Here is a 21,463-nt window from a genome sequence, read left to right as displayed (position 1 = left end):
AGAGCGTGCCGATGATCCGCAGCGCCCGCGAGCGCGATCGGCTGCTGCGCCACTCCGCCTGCGGGATCGGCCTGCTCACGGAGGCGGGGGCGCTCGGTATGGCCCTCATCCCCGGAACGCTCCAGCCCGCCGCCGTGCCGTTCGCCGTCGCGCTGCTCCTGGGCATGATGGCCGCCCACGTCGAGCTCGCCCGGACGGGGCGCCGCAGCCGCGTGATCGCGGTCGCCGTCGGCGGCCTGCTGCTGGGCTGGGGCCTCGCCCTGGGGCTCGCTCCGGGCGCCGACTTCGCCGGGTTCGTCCTGGTCAACACCGCGAACGCCGTGACCGCGAGCATCGCCGTGGTCGTGACGACGTCCGCGCGCCGCCTGCTCCTGCTGCTGCCGGTGCTCCTCCCGAGCCTGATCCCGTCGGTGCTCGTCTCGAGCGGCACCATGATCCCCACCGTGGTCGTCCAGAGCCTGCTGCCCTGGGGCACGCTCTGCGGCTTCGCCCTCTGGATCGGCACAGCGGTCCCGCGGGTGGTGCGGCGGATCGACAGCATCGGCAACGCCCACCGCGTGGAGCGCCTCGCCAGCGAGACGGAGGCGCAGCGCCGGCAGGGCGCGCGGCTCCTGCACGACACGGTGCTGGCCACCCTCACGCTCCTCGCGCACTCGGGCCGCGGAGTGTCGGTCGACGCGCTCCGGCAGCAGGCGGCGCAGGACGCGCAGCTCCTGCGCCAGCTCCGGCTCGGCGGGACCCCCACCCCGAGCGCGTCCGGCTCCTACCAGCTGACCAGCGTCACCTCCGCCCCCGCGGCCAACACCCTCGAGACCGTCCGCAACCGCTTCGGCCGGATGGGGCTCGACGTGATCTGGCACGGCTCCGGCCAGGTGGCGCTCACCGGCGCGGCCCTCGACTCCTTCGTGCTCGCCCTGGCGGAGTGCCTCGAGAACGTGCGCCGCCACTCCGGCGTCGCCTCGGCCGACGTGACGATCACCGAGGACGAGACGACCGTCCGCGCGATGGTCACGGACGCGGGCGCGGGCTTCGACATCGCGACCGTCCCCGACACGAAGCTCGGCTTCAAGGAGTCGGTGATCGCCCGGCTCGGCGACGTCGGCGGCCGCACCAGACTGTTCAGCGCCCCCGGATCGGGGACGACCGTGGTGCTGGAGGTCCCCAAGTGAGCCCCGCGCCGGAGTCGCGGGCCCCGCTGCTGGGACGCGTGCCCGCGACGCACGGCCGCTCCTCCCGGTCCGCCCGCTCGGTCCGCCGCCAGCAGGAGGGGCTCGGCACCAACTACCTCGGCAGCGGCCTCAACGGCATCGCCGCCGCGATCCTCGCCTACGAGCTGCTGATCTTCCTCTCGACCTCCGCCCGCTACAGCGACCTCGCACCCGCGGCGATCGCCTGGGTCCTCGTCGTCCTGGCCTTCGGGTCCACCGTCCTCGCGATCCACCTCGGCGGACGCCGCCTGCCGCTCCCGGTCTACCTCTGCTTCCTCGTCGCCCTCGGAGCCGCCGTCGTGCTCGACCTGGTGGCCGTGACCGACTCCGGCGCGGCCCGCACCGTCCCCACCGCCGCGGTCGCGGGCGCCGTCGCGCACGCCGCGCTGATCGTCCACCGGCGCGGGATCGAGATCCTCGCGGTGAGCGCCCTCGTCGCGATCGCCGAGGTGATCGCGTTCCTCTCGATGGAGTCGGGCGGCGCAGGCGCGCTCTCGGTGCGCATCAGCGCCCTCGTGGTGACGATCGCGCCGGCCGTCGTCGTGGTCGTGATGATGCGCGGATTCCGCCGGATGGTCCAGCTCGAGATCGACCGCGCCCTCGTGCAGAGCACCACGCTCGGCCCGCGCTACGCGGTCGGGATGCTCGCCTCGGAAGAGCTCGCACGGCTCGACCTCGCCGCCGAGCGCCTCCTCGCCGAGGTGGGCGACGGCTCGGTCCGCCTGCCCCTCGACGCCCAGCGCGCCGCGCACGCGACCTCGCTCGCCACCCAGCTCCGCCTCCACCTCATCGAGGGGCGGCGCGAGACCTGGCTGCACCACGCCGTGCTCGAGTCCGAGCTGCTCGCGCCGCTCGTCGAGCTCGACGACCCGGACGGCACCGCCGGGCTCCTCGGGCACCAGCAGCGCGACGGGCTCCTCTCGGCGATCTGGCTGATCGCCGACAGCGCGACCGGGCTCGCCGTGGTCCTCCACGTCGAGTCGGGCAGCCCCCGCGATCCCGGAGCCGGGACGGCCGCCCGAGGACTGCTCGTGCCGATCACGCTCCGCTCCTCAGGCGCGCCCTTGCGCGGCGTCGATCCTGCGACGTGGGAGGCTATCGCTCAGGTCGGCGTCTTCCGCGACACCTCGCGCGACGGGGAGCTCCGGATCGAGATCGACTGCCTGGTCGAGAATCCCGCCGACCGGTGAGCAGCCGCCGAGAGACCGCCGACGACCGCCGACCGAAGGACACCGATGACACCCACCGCTGACGCGAAGATCACTCTCGCGGTCGTGGACGACCACAAGATGCTCCTCGGAGCGCTCACGGAGTGGATCCGCGGAGCCGCCTCCGACATCCAGCTGGTGGCCGCGGTCGCCTCCTGGCCCGAGCTGCTCACGCACCCCGAGTTCCCCGTCGACGTCGTGCTCCTCGACCTCGACCTCAAGGACAACATCCCGATCTCGGTGAAGCTCTCGACCCTCAAGACCACCGGGGTGAAGACCGTGCTGATGAGCACCTACTCCGAGCCCGCCGTGGTCCGCGAGGCACTCGCCTCCGGAGCCCTCGGCTACCTCGTGAAGACCGAGGACGCGGACATGATCGTCGAGGCGATCCGCGCGGCCAAGGACGGCCACTCCTACATCTCGCACGAGCTCGACATGGCGCTCTCCACCGGCGACTCCGACGGAGCGCCGAAGCTCAGCGCGCAGGAGCGCCGCGTGATGGCCCTCTACGGCGGCGGCGAGCCGGTCAAGTCGGTCGCGTTCGAGCTGGGCATCTCGGAGGAGACCGCGAAGTCGTACCTCAAGCGGATCCGCGAGAAGTACCGCGTCGTCGGCATCGACGTCGGCACGAAGGTGGCGCTCCGCAAGCGCGCCATCCACGACGGGATCCTCATCGAGACGGACTGAGTCCTCTTCCGTGGCGGTCCCTGACCGCCACGGCGCGGTCGGCTTCACGACGTGGTGCGTTCCGCGGAGCGGGGTGCGTCGCCCGGCATCGATCCACTGGCACGCGGATCGCTGTCGGCGGACTCCACGAGGGCGCGGCGGTCCCCGCCCGCCGCGGCGCGGTCGGCTTCACGACGTAGTGCGATCCGCAGAGCGGGGCGCGTCGCCCGGCATCGATCCGCTGACACGCGGATCGCTGTCGGCGGGCTCCACGAGGGCGCGGCGGTCCCCGCCCGCCGCGGCGCGGTCGGCTTCACGACGTAGTGCGATCCGCAGAGCGGGGCGCGTCGCCCGGCATCGATCCGCTGACACGCGGATCGCTGTCGGCGGGCTCCACGAAGGCGCGGCGGTCCCCGCCCGCCGCGGCGCGGTCGGCTTCACGACGTGGTGCGTTCCGCGGAGCGAGGTGCGTCGCCAGGCATCGATCCGCTGGCACGCGGATCGCTGTCGGCGGACTCCACCTCGTCGAGCGGCGGCCACCTGCTCCTGCAGTCGAGCCGGGCGGGCGTGCCCGAGTCGTGCCGGTCGAGTCGCCGCGGGACGCGGCGTATCGAGACCCGCCAGGCACGGACAACGGGTCGATGCTGGTCGAGATGCCGCGGGACGCGGGGCATCGAGACCCACCGGACCGGGACTGCGAGCGCTCCTGCGGGACCGCGTCAGGGGGCCAGGACGGCGACAGTCATGCCGGGCGTCGCGGCGGGGGCGTCCATCGCGGCGAGGGCGCCGGGCAGGTCCTCGAAGGCGATGGTGCGGCCGACGGAGTCGGCGGGGCGCAGACGGCCGGCGACGATGTCGTCGAGGAGGGCCGTGTAGCCGCTCCGGGCGATGCCGTGGCTGCCCAGCAGCTCCAGCTCCTGGGCGATGACCCGGCCGAGCGGGATCGCCGGTGCGGCGTCGGGCCCGAGGAGCAGACCCACCTGCACGTGCCGGCCGCGCGGACGCAGGGCGGCGATCGACGCCTCCGCGGTGACCCTGCTGCCGACGGCGTCGACCGCCAGATGCGCCCCTCCTCCGGTCGCCGCCCGGATCGCCTCGGCGGCACCCTCGCCTCCGGGGACGGTCACCGCCCCGAGCGCGGCCGCGGCCTCCCGCGCCGGGGCGGAGACGTCCGACGCCACCACGCGGGCCCCGGCCGCGAGCGCGACGATCACCGCGGAGAGGCCGACTCCGCCGCAGCCCAGCACCGCGACCCACTCCCCCGGGGCGACCCGGCCGCGCTCGTGCAGGGCGTGGTACGCGGTCCCGAAGCGGCAGCCGAGACCGGCCGCCTCGACGAAGCCGACGGAGTCGGGCAGGCGCACCAGGTTCAGGTCCGCACCCGTCACGGCCACCGCCTCGGCGAACGACCCGTCGAGGGTGAATCCCGGCTGCTGCTGCCGGAGGCACACCTGCGTCGCCCCCTCCCGGCACTGCTCGCAGTCGCCGCAGGCGAACACGAACGGCGCCGTGACCCGGTCACCGACCGCGAAGAGCGACACCCGGGCTCCCGTCGCGATCACCGTCCCGGCGAACTCGTGCCCGGGGATCTGCGGCAGGACGACCGAGTCGTCGTGCCCCTTCCACGCGTGCCAGTCGCTCCGGCACACCCCGGTCGCCGCGACGCGGACGACGACGCCGTCGACGGGGCAGACGGGCTCCGGGACCTCGACGATCGCGGGGAGGGCGGAGAAGGACGAGTAGCTCACGGCGCGCATGCCGAGAGTCTTCCAGAGGCCCGGGCGGCGCTCTGCTTACAGTGCGTCGACCGGGATGCCGCCGGTGCCCGGCTGGGCGGGCTCGCGGTGGACCGGGTAGACCGTGCCTCGGGCGCGGTCGATCGCGATGCTGCCGAGAGCGAGCACGATTCCGGCCGCGGTCAGGCCCACGCCGACCCAGATGGGCGACAGGTAGCCCAGTCCGGCGGCGATCGTCAGGCCGCCGAGCGCGGCACCCACCGAGTTGCCGATGTTGAGCGCGGAGTGGTTGAGCGCTGCCGCGATCGTCTGGCTGTCGCGCGCCACGTCCATCAGCCGGGTCTGGATCGCGGGCGACGCGGCCGCCGAGAAGCCCGCCGAGAGGAACGCGAACACCACCAGGCCGACGACCGACGAGGCCGACAGCGCGAGTCCGATCAGCGAGACGCCGACGCCGGCGAAGAACACCACCAGCGCCCGCCGCACGTCGCGGTCGGCGGCCCAGCCGCCGACGAGGTTGCCGACGGTCATCCCGAGGCCGATGACGACCAGGATCCACGGGACCGCGCCGAGCGGCAGGCCCGTCACCTCGGTCGCGAGCGGCGAGATGTAGCTGTACATCGCGAAGAGTCCGCCGAAGCCGATGGCGCCGACGAGCAGGGTCATCCAGACCTGCAGGCGCCCGAACGCCCGCAGCTCGTTGCGGACGGTCGCCGCCGGATTCCCGGGCTGCGCGGGCACCAGAAGCTGGACGGCCACGACGGTCAGCGCGAAGAGCACCGCGACCACGAGGTAGGCGGTGCGCCAGCCGGCCACCTGCCCGACCCAGGTGATCGCGGGCACGCCGACGACGTTCGCGATCGTGAGCCCGGAGAGGACGAACGCGACTCCCTTGCCGCGCTTGCCGGGACCCATCAGGTCGGCGGCGACCAGGGAGGCGATGCCGAAGTAGGCGCCGTGCGGGAGCGCGGCGACGAAGCGCGCGGCGAGGACGAGCGGGAAGCTCGGGAGCAGCGCCGAGCCGATCGTCCCGACGGTGAAGGCGACGAGGAGGGTCAGGAGGAGCCTCTTGCGCGGCCAGCGCGCCGCTGCGGCGGCGATGGTGGGGGCGCCGACCACGACGCCGAGTGCGTAGGCCGAGATCAGCATCCCGGCCTGCGAGACGGCCTGCTCCTGGCTCACGGCCCAGACCCCGGGGAGGAGGTCGGCGGCGAGCTGCGGGAGGAGCCCCATCGCGACGAACTCGGTCGAGCCGATGCCGAAGCCCCCCATCGCGAGGGCGAGCAGGGCGAGGCGGGTCCGAGCGGGCGAGAGCGTCACCGCTCAAGGCTACTCAGGATCGGGCGGATGTCGAATCGATTCGAGAAAGCCTGGACACGAGAGGACGCGGCGGGGACCCGCTACTCCCCCAGCGCGTCGTTCAGCCGAGCGATCTTGCCGTCGATCTCGCCTGAGTAGCCGGGTCGGATGTCCGCCTTCAGGACGAGCGACACGCGCGTCCCGAACGCTCCGACGGCCTCCGTCGCGCGCTTGACGACGTCGAAGACCTCGTCCCACTCCCCCTCGATCTCGGTGAACATCGAGGTCGTCCGCGACGGCAGGCCGCTCTCGCGGACGATGCGGACGGCGGCGGCGACGGCGTCGTGGACGGACGCGTCGGGCGCCTCGCCCCCGGACGGTGCGACCGAGAATGCGACGAGCATGGGAGCCTCCTTGACTGCGCGCACCGCGTGCCGGCCCCGCGCCCTCCGAGCCTACGAGCCCTGGGGCGCCAGGCGGGTCTCGCCGGTCAGCGACGACGCGGAAGTCGTGGCGCCGGGTGCGACGACCCGCGCCGTCCCCATCCTCCACAGCTCGCGCAGCAGCCAGCCGAGCAGCACCACGAGGAGGATGTTCCGCACGGTCAGCACGAGCACCATCCACCAGTGCGACCAGAGGAGGAAGAGGTAGAGGTACGGGTAGACCACCTGGGTCAGAGCCGCAGTGACGAGGGTCAGCTTCGCGGGCCGGTCGAACGCGCCGTCGCGGCACGCGATCAGCCCGGCGATCACCGGCGGCGCGAGCCAGACGATGTACTGCGGCGAGAGCACCTTGTTGGTGTCGATGAACACGACCACGAAGGTCAGCGCGAGCAGCGGAAACAGCCTCGCGGGGTCCGCCCGGCGGGCGAGAGCACGGGCACCCAGCAGGGCCACGCCGAGCATGGCCAGAGCGAGCAGCGGGGTCATCAGGCTCGCCGCGAACTCGGTGCCGGGCCCGTGCATCTCGAAGGTGTTGATGTCGGCGGCGTAGTAGACGTAGCTCCCCGATCCCGGGAGGACCGACAGCCACATCCAGGGAGTGCTCACGACGGCCTCGATCTGGAGGCCCCGATCGGTTTGATCGGTGACGAAGCTGAAGACCTGGTCCCCGCCACCGACGAGGACGACCGCGAGCACGATGATCACGGAGGCGACCGCGGGGACGAGGACCATCCGCAGCCGTCCGCGCAGGACCAGCACGGCAGCGGCGAGGATCGCGGCCGGCCACACCTTGATCCAGGTGGCCACGGTCATCAGCAGCGCCGCGACGCCCGGACGGGTCGCAGCCCAGAGCATCCCGGCGATGGCCGGCGGCGCGGTGAAGGCGTCGATGCGGCCGATCGCGATCGGCCCGAGGAGGACGAGGAACAGCAGCCACCAGCGCGCCGCGGCGAGGCGCGGTGCCGACCGGCCGCGCAGCAGCAGGGCGAAGGCGGCGGCGTCGGCGAGCGCGACGAGGACGAGCCACATCAGGTCGTAGCCCGCCGAGCCGAAGAGCCAGGAGGCGGCGATCGGGCCCCAGGCGAGGATCGGGTAGACCCAGCCCGTGTCGATCCCGGCGATGCCGCCGCCCTCGACGGCGGTCCTCATCCACTCCTTGTAGACGATGCTGACGTCGCCCATCGGCAGACCCGGAGCGAACAGCGCCAGGAGGGAGAGCACCACGTGCACCAGCGCGAAGGCGCCCCAGAGCACGGCGACGGAGTCGCGGTTCTCGCGCAGCCGGGCGAGGGGGCGGGAGGACGCTCGAGGAGGGGAGGACGGCACCGCGTCATTGTAGAGGGGCCGCTGAACGGGACCCTGGCAGCACCTGAGCCCGCCTGAGAGCGCCGCTCCCGCCGGGCATCGGTCCCCCCGGCGGCGTCGGTCGCCGCCGGGCGTCAGCAGACGGCGGGCGTCAGCAGGCCGCGGGTGTCAGCAGGCCGCGGGTGTCAGCAGCTCGCGGTCGTCAGCAGCCCGCAGGCGTCCGGAGCCCGCAGGCGTCACCAGCCCGCGGGCGTCGCGACCCGACGAACTCAGTAGCCGGCGAACGCGTCGGTGCGGATCCGCTTCGCCCCGGCACCGCGCAGGGCGCCGCGGACCGAGTCGACGAACGACGGCGACCCGGAGACGTAGCCCACGCGGCGGCCGGCGTCCGGCACCGCGTCCGCGAGCAGCTCGGCGGTCAGTCGGCCTGTGACGTGCGACCACCGTGCGGGCAGGTCGGTCGGCGCCTCCTTCGAGCAGAGCACGACCCGGGCCCCCGACTCCTGCAGCAGGTCGCGGTACGCGACCTCGGCGAGGCTCGGCGCGGCGACCACGACGACGACGTCGCGCCGCGGACCGTCCGCGAGCGAGCGGAGCTGACTGGCGAACGGGGTGATCCCGATGCCGCCCGCCACCAGCAGCAGCGGCACGGTGGGATCGGCCGGCAGGACGAAGTCACCGCCGACGCTCGTCGCCCGGAGCGAGTCGCCGGGCTCCAGCGCGGCGAGGGCGCGCTTGAAGCTGCTCGCCTTCTCCGGCATCCGCAGGGCGATCGCGATCTCGCCGTCGGACGGAGCGGAGGAGACCGAGAAGGTGCGCCGGCTGCCCCGGCTGTCGGCGCGGTGCGGCAGGTCGAGCTCGAGCCACTGGCCCGGCTCGAAGGCCAGCGGCGAGCGGGAGCGGAAGCGGTACTCCGCGATGCCCGGCACCAGCACGCGGGTCGAGGCGAGCTCGAGCGTGTGCCGCCGACGCTGGCGGAACGCCAAGGCGAACGCGAGGGCGTTGCCGACCACGAGGCCCAGCTCCGGAGTGGCGGAGACGACGCCGATGTGGAAGGGAACGCTCGCCACGAGCGCTGCGACGACCGCGATGATCAGCTGCTGCGAGCGGCGCGGCGCGAGCGTGAGCGGCTCCGTCAGCATGAAGGCGCCGGCGAAGACGAAGGGGTAGGCCGTGAGGACCAGGGCCGCCGCGGCGCCGAGGTCCTGGCCGTTCTGCACCGCCTGCTGCACGGACACCCCGCCGGCGACGACGACGAAGACGGCGAAGACGGCCCAGCGGCGGACCCGCGCGACGATCAGGAGGGAACCCACGACGACGAACGGCCAGATCGCGCCACTGGCGATCCACCAGGCTCCGGCGTTGAGCCCTGTGAAGCCGATGATCAGCACGGCGACCGCGGCCGGGTTGAAGAGGTGGCGGCCCCGCCAGGCGAGGACGTACTTGGACGCGGCGGCGATCGCGCCGACGAGCGCGATCACGGCGAGCCCGCGGGGATCGGCCGTCGGGAAGAGCAGGCAGGCGATCAGCAGACCGGTGACGAGCGAGGACTCCAGGTGCGCGCGGCTGCGGAACAGCCTCGCGAGGACCGCGCTGACCAGGGCCGTCGAGGCGACGGCGACCAGCGTCGTGCCGAGGATCTCGAGCGGCGTCGAGAAGATCAGGCCGGCTGCGGCGTAGCCGACGGCGACGAGCAGGAGCGCGGCGAGCGTCATCCAGACCAGCCGGTAGGTGGTGACGCGGCCGAGGGCGCGGTCGAAGGTGCCGATCATCGGAAGACCTCTCCGGGGAAGGAAGGCGAGTAGTGGAGGGTGCCGTCGCTGCGGACGCGGACGAACTCGAAGTCGAAGCGCTCGGCGAGGGCCTCGGGCGGGCAGACGAACAGCGCGGTCGCGAGCCCGTCGGCGACGAGGGCCGTGTCGGCCACCGCCCAGGTGGCGACGATGCTCTCGACCGGAGCTCCGGTCCGCCCGTCGAGGACGTGGTGGAGGCCGCTGCCCCAGGCGCGGCGGTTGCTCGCCGAGCCGCAGAGCGCGCGGTCGCCGGGCACCGCCACTCCCAGTGCGCTGCTCGGGTCCCACGGGTGCTCGAGGCCGACCCGGACGGGTCCGGCTCCGATGCCCCGGAGGTCGCCGCTCGCGTCGACGACCGCGGGCCCGGCTCCGTCGAGCTCCTCGAGGACGAGGTCGACGAGCTGGCCCTTGCCCGCGGCGCCGACGTCGACGACGGTCCCGGGCTCGACCCGCAGTCCCGCCGCCCCGCGACGGGCGGCGGCCCAGGAGGGAGCCGGGACGGCGGGTCCGCGCGGGACGAGGGTGTACGCGGAGTCGTAGCCGAGCTGCTCGAGAGAGCCGCCGACGAAGGGGGTGACCGCCCCGCCGGTCAGCTCGTCGAGCACGTCGTACAGTGCGAAGAGGTCGACCGCCTCGTCGGGGAAGACGTGCTCGCCTCCGGCCCGCAGCTGCGAGACGGCGGAGTCGTCACGGAACCGCGACCAAGTGCGGTCGTACGCCGCGATGCGCGCCTCGACCCGCGAGCGGTGGGACGGCCCGAGCGGCTCGGCGGTGTCGATCTGCCAGCCGGTGCCGATCGCGTCGAACCGCCACGCGTGGCCGAGGACCGTCGGGGCGTCAGGCCGTGGCATCGGCCTTGATGGTCTCGACGGCGTCGTTGAAGCCGCCGGAGGTGAGGGAGGACCCCGACACCTTGGAGACCTTCAGCTCGTCGAGCTGCTTGCCGACGACCTCGCCCGCGATGCCGCCCGCGAAGCGCGACTGGTACTGCTGGCCGGTGGGGTTCTCCGACTCCGGGGTCACGGTCACGTCGGTGACGACGCCGTCGGCGAGGGTCAGCGAGACGCCCACCTTCTCGTTCCCTCCGGGCGAGGTGTAGGCGCCCTCGGCCTCGTAGGTGCCGTCGGCGTAGCTGCTGCCGCTCGCGGCTGAGGACGCGGCGCCGGTGGCCTCGGGGGCGGAGCTGGTGGCGGTGCTCGGAGCGGTGGTGGTCGCCGCGTCGGCGGCGTCGCTCCCGGTCGTGGTGGTGCTGGAGCAGGCGGCGAGCGCGGCGAGGGTGCCGGCGCCGGCGAGGAGGGTCAGGGCGTAGCGGGCGGGAGTCGTGGTCTTCGCGGTCATGTCTGTTCTCCTGGTCAAGGCGGACGCGGCGGATCCGACGGTAGAGGTGCTCGCTTCGAGCACCCGATGAGGCGGCGGTGCGGAGCGGGTGAGCTGGGCCGCGGGCGTCGCTTCCTCCAGGACAACGGCGGCGGTCCCGGTTCGGTTCAGCGCTCGTCCGACGGGCGTGTCAGCGCAGGAGTGCGGCGACCACTCCGGCCAGGTGCTCCGCGATGTCGAGCGCGGCGATCGGGCCGCCGGCGGAGGCGCTCCGTCCGGCCTCCGCGTGCAGGACGGCGGCCGCGGCTGCCACGGGGGCGAGGTCCTCCGCGGTCAGAGTCTCCCCGGCCGCCTCGGCGTCCGCGGCCCGACCGGCGAGGAGTGCGCCGAGCACGCCGCCGAGGACGTCGCCGCTGCCCGCGGTCGCCAGCCAGGGCGTGGATCCGGAGACCTCGAGCTCGACGCCGCCCGCGACGACGTGGGTGGTGCCGCCCTTGAGGAGCACGCAGACTCCGAGGCGGTCCGCCGCCCGGCGCGCCCACTCCCCCGGGGCCTCGGCGATCGTCGCGGCGTCCGCGTCCAGACCCGCTCGGCCGAGCACTCCGGCGAGCTCGCGGTAGTGCGGCGTGATGACGACCGGGCCTGCGGCCTCGTCGATCAGGTCGAGCGCGCCCGCGTCGAGCACCACCGGGACTCCCGAGTGCAGCTGCTCGATCAGGGTGCGCCGCTCCTCGTCGCTGCGGTCCTCGGCGCTGGTGCCGGAGCCGACGAGCCAGGCCTGCACGCGCCCCACCGCGGTCACGACCTCCGGCCGCCGGGCGAGCACCAGTCCCGCGGGCCGCTCCGGTCCGAGATAGCGGACCATGCCGACTCCCGTCCGCACCGCCGCCTCGACGCCGAGCACCGCCGCTCCCGGGTACCGCTCCGACCCGGTCGCGATCCCCAGCACCCCGCGCGTGTACTTGTCGTCGTCCTCCCGCGGCACCCTGATGCTCCGCGCCGCCTCCGCCGTCCCGACCCGCTCACCCATCCCGCCACCCTACGTCGCCCTGCGACGGATCCGCCCGGTGCCGGCGCAGCGCACTGGTGCCGGCGCAGCCGCACCCCTCTCCCCTTTCTCCAGGGGGGCGCGGGTGCTGGAGGGGGCAGTCGCTGGGCGGAGGAGGAAGCGGTACCGGCGGTACCGCGCCCGACAACAACGCCGCAGACGGCCCCTCCGCGGCCCGCGCCTAGCGGCGGGTGGCGTCGTCGACTTCGCCGACGAGCTCCTCGATGATGTCCTCGAGGAACAGCACTCCGGTGGCGCGGCCCTGCTCGTCGAACGCGCGAGCGAGGTGGGCGCCGGTGCGCCGCATGATCGCGAGGGCGTCCTCGAGGTCGGTGGCCTCGAAGATCGAGGCGAGCTGGCGGATGCGCTTGGCGGGGACGGGGAGGCGGAACTTGGCGCCCTCCGTGTCGCCGTCGAGGTCGAGGACGTCCTTGAGGTGGATGTAGCCCTCGGGGGTGCCGTCCTCGCCGAGGATCACGTAGCGCGAGAAGCCGTGCTTGGCGACGGCGCGCTCGACGTCGGCGGGGGTCGCTCCGCTGGGGAGGCTGACGATCCCGACGAGGGGCAGGGCGACGTCGTGGACCTTCTTCTCGGTGAACTCGAACGCGGCGAGGAGGGTCCCGGTCGAGTCGCGGAGCGTGCCCTCGCGGGTGGACTGGTCGACGATCGTCTGCACCTCCTCGAGCGTGAAGGTGCTGTTCGCCTCGTCCTTGGGCTCCACCTTGAAGAGGCGGAGCACTCCGTTCGAGACCGCGTTGAGGGCGACGATGATCGGGCGGAGGACCCGGGCGATGGCGACGAGCGGCGGCGCCAGGAGGAGCACGGCGCGGTCGGGCATCGAGAACGAGATGTTCTTGGGGACCATCTCGCCGAGCACCACGTGCAGGAACGACACGATCAGCAGCGTGATGACGAAGGCGACGGTGCCGGAGAGCTCGTCGGGGATGCCGACGGCGTGCAGCGGCACCTCGAGCAGGTGGTGGATCGCCGGCTCGCTCACGTTGAGGATCAGCAGCGAGCAGACGGTGATGCCCAGCTGCGTGGTCGCGAGCATCAGTGTGGCGTGCTCCATCGCGGCGAGCGCGGTGATCGCGCTGCGGCGTCCGCTCTCCGCGAGGGGCTCGATCTGGGAGCGGCGCGCGGAGATGACCGCGAACTCCGCTCCGACGAAGAAGGCGTTCGCGGCGAGGAGCACCACGAGCCAGGCGATTCCGGCCCAGTCACTCATCGTCGGACTCCTTCCGTCCGCGGTGTCCGCGGGCGACGTCGGCGAGCGGGTCGGGGATCCCGTCGGGATCCGCGTCGGGGTCGGGCGTGAAGCGGAGGCGGTCGATGCGGCGGCCGTCCAGGCGCTCGACGCGCAGCGAGCCGCCCTCGACGACGACCCGGTCGCCGACGGCGGGGAGGCGGCCGAGCTCGCTCATCACGAATCCGGCGACCGTCTCGTAGGGCCCCTCCTCGGGGATGTGCACGCCGGCGCGGTCGAGGACCTCGTCGGGGCGGAGCATGCCGGGGAAGGTGGTGGAGCCGGGGAGCTTGACCACGTCGGCCCGGGAGCGGTCGTGCTCGTCGGCGACCTCGCCGACCAGCTCCTCGACCAGGTCCTCGAGCGTGGCGACGCCCGCCGTCCCGCCGTACTCGTCGACGACGACCGCGAGCTGGAAGCCGCGTCCGCGCAGCTCCGTGAGCAGCACGTCGAGCTTCATGGTCTCGGGGACGCGGAGCGGCTCGGAGCGCAGCGCCGTGACCGGCACGTCGGACCTCTTGCCGCGGGGCACGGCGACGGCCTGCTTGACGTGCACGACTCCGACGATGTCGTCGATGTCGTCGTCCGTGATCGGGAAGCGCGAGAACCCGGTGGTGCGGGCGAGGTCGAGCACGTCCTGCGCGGTGCTCGCGCGCTCGACCGTCGACAGGCGCAGGCGCGGCGTCATCACGTCGCCCGCGGTGAGGGCGGAGAAGCGGAGGGTGCGCCCGAGCAGGTCGGCCGTGTCCTCCTCGAGCAGTCCGGCGCTGGCGGAGTGGCGCACGAGGCTCGAGAGCTCCTCGGCGCTGCGGGCGCCCGAGAGCTCCTCCTTCGGCTCGATGCCGACCAGGCGCAGCAGGGCGTTCGCGCTGCCGTTCAGCAGGGCGACGGCCGGGCGGAACACCGTCGTGAACGCGGTCTGCAGCGGCACGACGAGCTTCGCGGTCGCCCGCGGCAGAGCGAGGGCGAAGTTCTTGGGGACCAGCTCGCCGAGGATCATCGACAGCAGGGTCGCGATGACGATGGCGACCACCGTCATGACCGGCGCGAGCGCCTCCTCCGGGATGCCGAGTCCGCTGAACGGCTCCTGGAGCAGCGTCGAGAGGGCGGGCTCCATCGTGTAGCCGGTGAGCAGCGTCGTGAGAGTGATGCCCAGCTGCGCGCTCGAGAGGTGCGTGGAGGTGACGCGCAGGGCCGCGATGGTCATGCCCAGGCGCGTCTCGCCGCGGTCGCGACGGGACTCGAGGTCGGCCCGGTCGAGGTTCACCAGCGCGAACTCGCTGGCGACGAAGACGCCGGTGCCCAGGGTCAGCAGCAGGCCGACGCCGAGGAGGAGCCACTCAGTTCCCACGGTGGTCGCCCCCGGTCACGAGAGGGAGGTGCGAGGAGGGCCGGATGGTGCGGGCCGGCGGAGCGGCGGCACCGGAGCGTCGAGCGGGAGTCCGAGGAGCACGGCAGTGAGCGGAACAGGCCGGATGCGCAGAGGGAGGGTCGTCCATTGTGGCGCCGAGTCTACCCGCCGCGGAGCGCCGCCGGGCGTGCTCCGACGCGGCGGCTCAGAGCCACTTCTTCCGCTTGAACACCGCGTAGAGCGCGAAGCCGAACAGCACCATCAGGCCCAGCGCCCAGGGGTAGCCGAGCCGCCAGTGCAGCTCCGGCATGTCGTCGAAGTTCATCCCATAGATGCCGGCCACGAGCGTCGGGGCGAAGAGGATCGCCGCCCACGAGGAGATCTTGCGGACCACGTCGTTCTGGGCGAGCCCGGTCTCGGTCTGCCGGCGCGAGACGAGCGTCGAGTGCACCGTGAGCGCCTTGTCGAGGATCGCGCGCAGGGAGTCGACCGCCTCCGTCACGCGGATGGTGTGGTCGAGCACGTCGCGGAGTGACCGGCGCAGCTCGATCCGCTCCGGCGAGGGCGAGGGCTCCCCCTCCACGGGCGTCGACTCCTGCAGCAGCTCGTGCAGCAGGGCGGTCAGCGGCTGCACCGAGCGCTGGAAGTGGATGACCTCGCGCGAGAGCCGGTAGATGCGCTCCGAGAGCCCGTCGTCCGAGTCGTCGCCGAAGAGCTGGTCCTCGATCTCGTCCACGTCGCCCTGGACGCCGAACACCACCGGCGCGTACTCGTCGACGACCTGGTCGAGGATCGCGTAGAGCACCGCTTCGGGCCCGCGGGCGAGGAGGGCCGGATCCTCCTCCAGGCGGCGCCGCACGCGGGCGAGGTCCGGGGAGTCGGCGTGCCGGATGGTGACCACGAAGTCGGGGCCGACGAAGACGTGCAGCTCGCCGAAGACGACCGTCTCGGCGGCGTCCGCGTAGCGCGCCGGCCGCAGCACGACGAAGAGCCCGTCGTCGTAGCGCTCGAGCTTGGCCCGCTGGTGCCCGCTGAGCGCGTCCTCGACGGCGAGCGGGTGCAGCCCGAACTCCTCGGCGACCGCCTCGACCTCCTCGCGCGTCGGGCGGTAGAGGCCGATCCAGGCCATGCCGTGCTCGTCGCGCATCAGCTCGAAGGTGTCCTCGAGCGAGTCGGGGTTCCGGATGCGGCGGCCGTCGACGTACACGGCGTTGTCGACGATGGTCATGGGCTCGGTTCTAGCACGCGGCGCCCGCTCACCAGCTGACCGGCAGCGCCTTGCCCTCCTCGTAGCCCGCGGCCGACTGCAGGCCCACGTGCGCCCGCTCGTGGAAGTCGGCCACGCTCCGGGCGCCGGCGTAGGTGAAGGACGAGCGGACCCCCGAGGTGATCATGTCGAGCAGGTCCTCGACCGAGGGCCGCAACGGGTCGAGGTAGATGGTGGAGGAGGAGATGCCCTCGGCGAAGAGGCGCTTGCGGGCGAGCTCGTAGGCGTCGAGGCGGTCGAAGCGCTCCTGCACCGCCTTGGCCGAGGCCATGCCCCAGCTCTCCTTGTAGACCCGGCCGACCGCGTCGCTGCGCAGCTCCCCCGGCGCCTCGATCGTGCCGGCGAACCACGAGCCGATCATCACGGAGGCGGCGCCCGCGGCCAGCGCGAGGGCGACGTCGCGCGGGTAGCGCACCCCGCCGTCCGCCCAGACGTGAGCGCCCAGCTCGTGCGCGCGCTCGGCCGTCTCGAGGACGGCCGAGAACTGCGGGCGGCCGACCGCGGTCATCATCCGGGTGGTGCACATCGCGCCGGGGCCGACGCCGACCTTGAGGATGTCCGCTCCCGCGTCGACGAGGTCGTGCACCGCGTCGGCCGTGACGACGTTGCCCGCCGCGATCGGCACTCCGAGATCGAGCGCGGAGACCGTCCGGAGCGCCCGGAGCATCCCCTCCTGGTGGCCGTGCGCGGTGTCGAGGACGAGGACGTCGACGCCCGCGGAGACGAGCGCGCGCGCCTTCGCCTCGACGTCGCCGTTGATGCCGATCGCCGCCGCGACGCGCAGACGCCCGTCCGCGTCGAGCGCCGGGTCGTAGACGGTGGAGCGGAGGGCGCCGGTGCGCGACAGCGTGCCGACCAGGGCGCCGTGGTGCAGCACCGGGGCGAAGTCGAGGTCGGCGGCCACCATGAGGTCGAAGGCGGCCCGCGCGGTGGGCACGTCGTCGGCGTCGATCGAGGGCGTGGCGGAGTGCACCAGGTCGCCCAGACGCGCGTCCGGCAGCGCGGTCGCCAGGCGCGCAGCCGGGACGCAGCCGAGGATCGCGCCGCCCTCCTCCTGCACCACGAAGCCGTGGCCGGCGACGGCCGGCAGGATGCGCAGCGCCTCCTCCACGGTCGTCGCCGGCGAGGCGGTGAGGGCGCCGGAGAAAGCGACCGGCTGGCGCTTCACCCAGCGGATCGCGGCGTCCAGCGCCTGCAGGGGCATGTCCTGCGGGAGGACGCCGAGCCCGCCCCGGCGCGCGAGCGTCGCTGCGAGGCGCTGACCGGTGACCGAGTTCATGTTGGAGGAGACGACGGGGATCGTCGCCCCGGTGCCGTCGCCCGGGGCGAGCGAGACGTCGAGGCGGCTCGTCACCGACGAGCGGCCGGGGACGAGGAAGACGTCCGAGTAGGTGAGGTCGCCTGAGGGTGTTCCGCCGGAGAAACGCATGGGGGAAACGCTACTCCGGCGCGGCCCCGGGTCGGCCGTGCAGGGAACGGGGCTAGGCTTGGCGACCGGGACGGGACCAGGCGACGGCACCGGTTCCCGCTGGTGCGAGGACGACCTCCTCCGCCGCGGTGGCAGGCGCCGAGGGATGCGACGGGCCCGTCCGGATGATCGAGGACGAATCAACGGAGAGAGTGGGCGATCGGCTGTGTCGAGCCAGTTGACCGGAGCAGGAACAGAGCAGGGCGCGGAGGACTTCGGAGCCAACGAGTGGCTCGTGGAGGAGCTGTACGAGCAGTACAGCGCCGACCGCGCCTCGGTGGACGAGTCCTGGTGGCCCATCCTGGAGCGCTACGGCGCCCAGCTCGCGAACTCCGGCAAGGACGCTCCGGCTCCGGCTCCCGCCGCGGCCCCCGCGCCCGCCGCCTCGAAGCCCGCCGCTGCCGCCGAGCGCGTCTCGTCGAGCGGCGGAGGCGCCGTGACCCATCCCGCCGCGGCCTCCTCCTCCGAGTCGACCCCCGCCTCCCGCACCACGTCGAAGCAGCCGAAAGCGCAGCCGATCCCGGCCGACGCTCCGGTGAGCAAGCCCTCCGCCGAGGACTCGACGCCGGACGAGGACGTCGTCACCCCGCTCCGCGGCATGGCGAAGAGCCTCGCGACCAACATGGACGCCAGCCTCAGCATCCCCACCGCGACGAGCGTCCGCACGATCCCGGCGAAGCTGATGATCGACAACCGCATCGTCATCAACAACCACCTGCGCCGCACCCGCGGCGGCAAGGTCTCGTTCACGCACCTGATCGGCTGGGCGCTCATCCGCGCGCTCAAGGACTTCCCGAGCCAGAACGTGTTCTACGACGAGGTCGACGGCAAGCCCGCGGTCGTCGCCCCGGCGCACGTCAACCTCGGCATCGCGATCGACATGCCGAAGCCCGACGGCACGCGCGCCCTGCTCGTGCCGAGCATCAAGCGCGCCGACACGCTGAGCTTCACCGCCTACCTCTCGGCCTACGAGGACCTGGTCAAGCGCGCGCGCGGCAACAAGCTCGTCGCCGGCGACTTCGCGGGCACCACGCTCTCGCTGACGAACCCCGGCGGCATCGGCACGGTCCACTCCGTCCCCCGCCTGATGAAGGGCCAGGGGTGCATCATCGGAGCCGGCGCCCTCGAGTACCCCGCGCAGTTCCAGGGCGCGTCCGAGAAGACGCTGGTCGAGCTGGGCATCGGCAAGACCATCACCCTGACCTCGACCTACGACCACCGCGTCATCCAGGGTGCCGGCTCGGGCGAGTTCCTCAAGATCGTGCACGAGCTCCTGCTCGGCGGCCGCGGGTTCTACGAGGACATCTTCGCCGCGCTGCGCATCCCCTACGACCCGATCCACTGGTCCACGGACATCGCCGTCGACCTCGCCGAGCGCGTCTCCAAGACCGCCCGCGTGCAGGAGCTCATCAACTCGTTCCGCGTCCGCGGGCACCTGATGGCCGACGTCGACCCGCTGGAGTACGTGCAGCGCTCGCACCCCGACCTCGCCATCGAGAGCCACGGCCTCACCTTCTGGGACCTCGACCGCGAGTTCGTCACGGACGGCTTCGGCGGCAAGCGCCAGCTCAAGCTGCGCGACATCCTCGGGATCCTCCGCGACTCGTACTGCCGCACCGTCGGCGTCGAGTACATGCACATCCAGGACCCGGAGCAGCGCGCCTGGATGCAGCAGAAGCTCGAGCGCGGCTACGAGAAGCCGGGCCACGACGAGCAGCTGCGCATCCTGGGCAAGCTCAACGAGGCCGAGGCCTTCGAGACCTTCCTGCAGACCAAGTACGTGGGCCAGAAGCGCTTCTCGCTCGAGGGCGGGGAGTCGCTCATCGCGTTGCTCGACGCCGTCCTGCAGGGCGCGGCCGACGAGCACCTCGACGAGGTGGCGATCGGCATGGCCCACCGCGGCCGCCTGAACGTGCTGACCAACATCGCCGGCAAGACCTACGGTCAGATCTTCCGCGAGTTCGAGGGCACCCAGGACCCGCGCACGGTCCAGGGCTCCGGAGACGTGAAGTACCACCTCGGCACCGAGGGCACCTTCCGCGGTGCTGCGGGCGAGGAGATCCCGGTCTACCTGGCGGCGAATCCCTCGCACCTCGAGGCCGTGAACGGCGTGCTCGAGGGCATCGTCCGCGCCAAGCAGGACCGCAAGCCCATCGGCACCTTCACCACGCTGCCGATCCTCGTCCACGGCGACGCCGCGATGGCGGGCCAGGGCGTGGTGGTCGAGACCCTGCAGATGTCGCAGCTGCGCGCGTACCGCACCGGCGGCACGATCCACATCAACATCAACAACCAGGTCGGGTTCACGACTCCCCCTCACGAGGCCCGCACCTCGATCTACTCGACCGACGGCGCGAAGACGATCCAGGCGCCGATCTTCCACGTGAACGGCGACGACCCCGAGGCGGTCGTCCACGTCGGGCAGCTCGCGTTCGAGTACCGCCAGCGGTTCCACCGCGACGTGGTCATCGACCTGATCTGCTACCGCCGGCGCGGGCACAACGAGGGCGACGACCCCTCGATGACCCAGCCGCTGATGTACAGCCTGATCGAGGCCAAGCGCTCGGTCCGCAAGCTGTACACCGAGGCGCTCGTCGGCCGCGGCGACATCACCGAGGAGGAGTACGACCGCGCCCACCAGGACTTCCAGGACCGCCTGGAGCGCGCGTTCGCCGAGACCCACGCCGCGCAGACCGGCGCGATCCCCGTGATCACCGCCGATGGCGACTCCGTGGCCGACCTCGAGCTGCCCGACGCGCAGCAGGGCGAGGACTACCCGGGCGAGCCCGAGGTGACCGGCGTGAAGACCGAGGTCGTCACCCGCATCGGCGATGCGTTCACGACGCCGCCCGAGGGCTTCACCGTGCACCCCAAGCTCCAGCAGCTGCTGGCGAAGCGCCAGGAGATGAGCCGCTCCGGCTCCATCGACTGGGCCTTCGGCGAACTGCTCGCGCTCGGCTCCCTGCTGCTCGAGGACACCCCGGTGCGCCTCGTCGGCCAGGACACGCGCCGCGGGACCTTCGTCCAGCGCCACGCGGTCCTCCACGACCGCGAGAACGGCCAGGAGTGGCTGCCGCTGATGAACCTGTCCGAGCAGCAGGCCCGGCTCTGGATCTACGACTCGCTGCTCTCGGAGTACGCGGCGATGGCGTTCGAATACGGCTACTCGGTGGAGCGGCCCGACTCGCTCGTGCTGTGGGAGGCGCAGTTCGGCGACTTCGCGAACGGCGCCCAGATCGTGATCGACGAGTTCATCTCCTCCGCCGAGCAGAAGTGGGGGCAGCGCTCGTCGCTCGTTCTCCTGCTCCCGCACGGCTACGAGGGCCAGGGCCCCGACCACTCGTCGGCCCGGATCGAGCGCTACCTGCAGATGTGCGCGGAGCGGAACATGACCGTCGCGCGCCCGTCGACGCCGGCGTCCTACTTCCACCTGCTACGCCGCCAGGCCTACTCCCGGCCCCGCCGACCGCTGATCGTCTTCACCCCGAAGGCGATGCTGCGCCTGCGCGGAGCCTCGAGCCCGGTCGAGGACTTCACCTCGGGCCGCTTCCAGCCGGTGATCGACGACGCGCGGATCCAGGACGCCTCCGCCGTGAAGCGCGTCCTGCTCCACGCCGGCAAGGTCCACTACGACCTCAAGGCGGAGCTCGAGAAGAAGCCCGACGACGGCATCGCGCTGGTGCGGGTCGAGCAGTACTACCCGGCGCCGATCGAGGAGCTGCGCGGCATCGCCGAGCGGTACCCGGACGCGGAGCTCGTCTGGGTGCAGGACGAGCCCGAGAACCAGGGCGCCTGGCCGTTCATGGCCCTCGAGGTCGCTCCGAAGCTGGGCCGGTCCATGCGCGTGGTCTCGCGGCCGTCCGCGGCCTCCCCCGCGGCCGGCTCGGCCAAGCGGCACGCCTCCGAGCAGGCAGACCTGCTGTCGCGGGCGCTCACCCGCTGATCCGCGGTCCGCACGACGCGGTCGGGCCCGTCGGAACCTCGTGTTCCGGCGGGCCCGTCACGTTGCGGGCGGACCGTGCCTGACCGCAGGCCCGCAGAGACCGGCAGGAGCGCTCGCGACGTGCGGGTGCCGCGGCGACCGGAGGCCGCCGGACACGACGGAGCC

Annotated in this window: 16 protein-coding genes; 4 read left to right on the top strand and 12 right to left on the bottom strand. The window is 72.9% G+C overall.

Annotated elements, in window-relative coordinates; translation table 11 throughout:
• Positions 1 to 11: 11 nt before the first annotated feature.
• From C5C25_RS01565 to C5C25_RS01555, 3 genes are read left to right on the top strand one after another with little or no spacing between them, the layout of a single operon-like run.
• A complete protein-coding gene (locus C5C25_RS01565; RefSeq protein ID WP_104224445.1) occupies positions 12 to 1,169 on the top strand; it encodes a sensor histidine kinase in 1,158 nt (385 codons plus the stop codon).
• Between the two features lie 38 nt (positions 1,170 to 1,207).
• The gene (locus tag C5C25_RS01560; protein WP_104255275.1) at positions 1,208 to 2,398 is read left to right on the top strand and encodes a hypothetical protein; all 1,191 of its coding nucleotides are present in this window, start codon (positions 1,208 to 1,210) and stop codon (positions 2,396 to 2,398) included.
• Between the two features lie 45 nt (positions 2,399 to 2,443).
• Positions 2,444 to 3,103, top strand: a complete 660-nt coding sequence (locus C5C25_RS01555) for a response regulator (RefSeq protein ID WP_104224447.1) — start codon at positions 2,444 to 2,446, stop codon at positions 3,101 to 3,103.
• Between the two features lie 698 nt (positions 3,104 to 3,801).
• Here the strand turns inward: C5C25_RS01555 and C5C25_RS01550 are convergent.
• The 12 genes from C5C25_RS01550 to C5C25_RS01495 all read right to left on the bottom strand — a co-directional run bounded on the left by C5C25_RS01550 (position 3,802) and on the right by C5C25_RS01495 (position 17,316).
• Complete coding sequence (locus tag C5C25_RS01550; RefSeq protein ID WP_104249521.1) at positions 3,802 to 4,839, bottom strand: alcohol dehydrogenase catalytic domain-containing protein; 1,038 nt, start codon at positions 4,837 to 4,839, stop codon at positions 3,802 to 3,804.
• A 36-nt stretch (positions 4,840 to 4,875) separates the two neighbouring features.
• A complete protein-coding gene (locus C5C25_RS01545; protein ID WP_104249649.1) occupies positions 4,876 to 6,090 on the bottom strand; it encodes an MFS transporter in 1,215 nt (404 codons plus the stop codon).
• A gap of 128 nt (positions 6,091 to 6,218) precedes the next feature.
• Positions 6,219 to 6,521 (bottom strand): thiamine-binding protein, encoded by a 303-nt coding sequence (locus C5C25_RS01540; RefSeq protein ID WP_104224449.1) that lies wholly within the window; start codon positions 6,519 to 6,521, stop codon positions 6,219 to 6,221.
• Positions 6,522 to 6,572: 51 nt separating this feature from the next.
• Positions 6,573 to 7,886: a glycosyltransferase 87 family protein gene (locus C5C25_RS01535; RefSeq protein WP_104249520.1), complete on the bottom strand. Its 1,314-nt coding sequence runs from the start codon at positions 7,884 to 7,886 to the stop codon at positions 6,573 to 6,575.
• A 248-nt stretch (positions 7,887 to 8,134) separates the two neighbouring features.
• Positions 8,135 to 9,637: an oxidoreductase gene (locus tag C5C25_RS01530; RefSeq protein ID WP_104249519.1), complete on the bottom strand. Its 1,503-nt coding sequence runs from the start codon at positions 9,635 to 9,637 to the stop codon at positions 8,135 to 8,137.
• The gene (locus C5C25_RS01525; protein WP_104249518.1) at positions 9,634 to 10,509 is read right to left on the bottom strand and encodes an FAD:protein FMN transferase; all 876 of its coding nucleotides are present in this window, start codon (positions 10,507 to 10,509) and stop codon (positions 9,634 to 9,636) included. The genes C5C25_RS01530 and C5C25_RS01525 overlap by 4 nt, the downstream gene beginning before the upstream one ends.
• On the bottom strand, positions 10,496 to 10,996 hold the full coding sequence (locus tag C5C25_RS01520; RefSeq protein WP_104224453.1) for an FMN-binding protein: 501 nt from the start codon (positions 10,994 to 10,996) through the stop codon (positions 10,496 to 10,498). The genes C5C25_RS01525 and C5C25_RS01520 overlap by 14 nt, the downstream gene beginning before the upstream one ends.
• 169 nt (positions 10,997 to 11,165) lie before the next feature.
• Entirely contained in the window at positions 11,166 to 12,005 is an 840-nt protein-coding gene (locus C5C25_RS01515) for an ADP/ATP-dependent (S)-NAD(P)H-hydrate dehydratase (RefSeq protein ID WP_104249517.1), read from the bottom strand.
• Positions 12,006 to 12,204: 199 nt separating this feature from the next.
• A complete protein-coding gene (locus C5C25_RS01510) occupies positions 12,205 to 13,251 on the bottom strand; it encodes a hemolysin family protein (RefSeq protein ID WP_104249516.1) in 1,047 nt (348 codons plus the stop codon).
• The gene (locus C5C25_RS01505; RefSeq protein WP_104249515.1) at positions 13,244 to 14,620 is read right to left on the bottom strand and encodes a hemolysin family protein; all 1,377 of its coding nucleotides are present in this window, start codon (positions 14,618 to 14,620) and stop codon (positions 13,244 to 13,246) included. Before C5C25_RS01505 ends, C5C25_RS01510 begins: the two co-directional genes overlap by 8 nt.
• 205 nt (positions 14,621 to 14,825) lie before the next feature.
• Positions 14,826 to 15,848 (bottom strand): magnesium/cobalt transporter CorA, encoded by a 1,023-nt coding sequence (corA, locus tag C5C25_RS01500; protein WP_104224113.1) that lies wholly within the window; start codon positions 15,846 to 15,848, stop codon positions 14,826 to 14,828.
• Between the two features lie 28 nt (positions 15,849 to 15,876).
• Positions 15,877 to 17,316, bottom strand: coding sequence for a GuaB1 family IMP dehydrogenase-related protein (locus tag C5C25_RS01495; RefSeq protein ID WP_104249514.1), 1,440 nt, complete (start codon positions 17,314 to 17,316; stop codon positions 15,877 to 15,879).
• A gap of 205 nt (positions 17,317 to 17,521) precedes the next feature.
• Between C5C25_RS01495 and C5C25_RS01490 the strand changes: the two genes are divergently transcribed.
• On the top strand, positions 17,522 to 21,298 hold the full coding sequence (locus tag C5C25_RS01490) for a multifunctional oxoglutarate decarboxylase/oxoglutarate dehydrogenase thiamine pyrophosphate-binding subunit/dihydrolipoyllysine-residue succinyltransferase subunit (protein WP_181133606.1): 3,777 nt from the start codon (positions 17,522 to 17,524) through the stop codon (positions 21,296 to 21,298).
• The last annotated feature ends 165 nt before the right edge of the window (positions 21,299 to 21,463 follow it).

Origin of the sequence: Rathayibacter sp. AY2B9, assembly GCF_002931595.1 — a bacterium.
Classification (GTDB): Bacteria; Actinomycetota; Actinomycetes; order Actinomycetales; family Microbacteriaceae; genus Rathayibacter.
The sequence above is the reverse complement of the archived record's forward strand: the minus strand, read 5'-3'. Positions and strand labels throughout refer to the sequence as shown.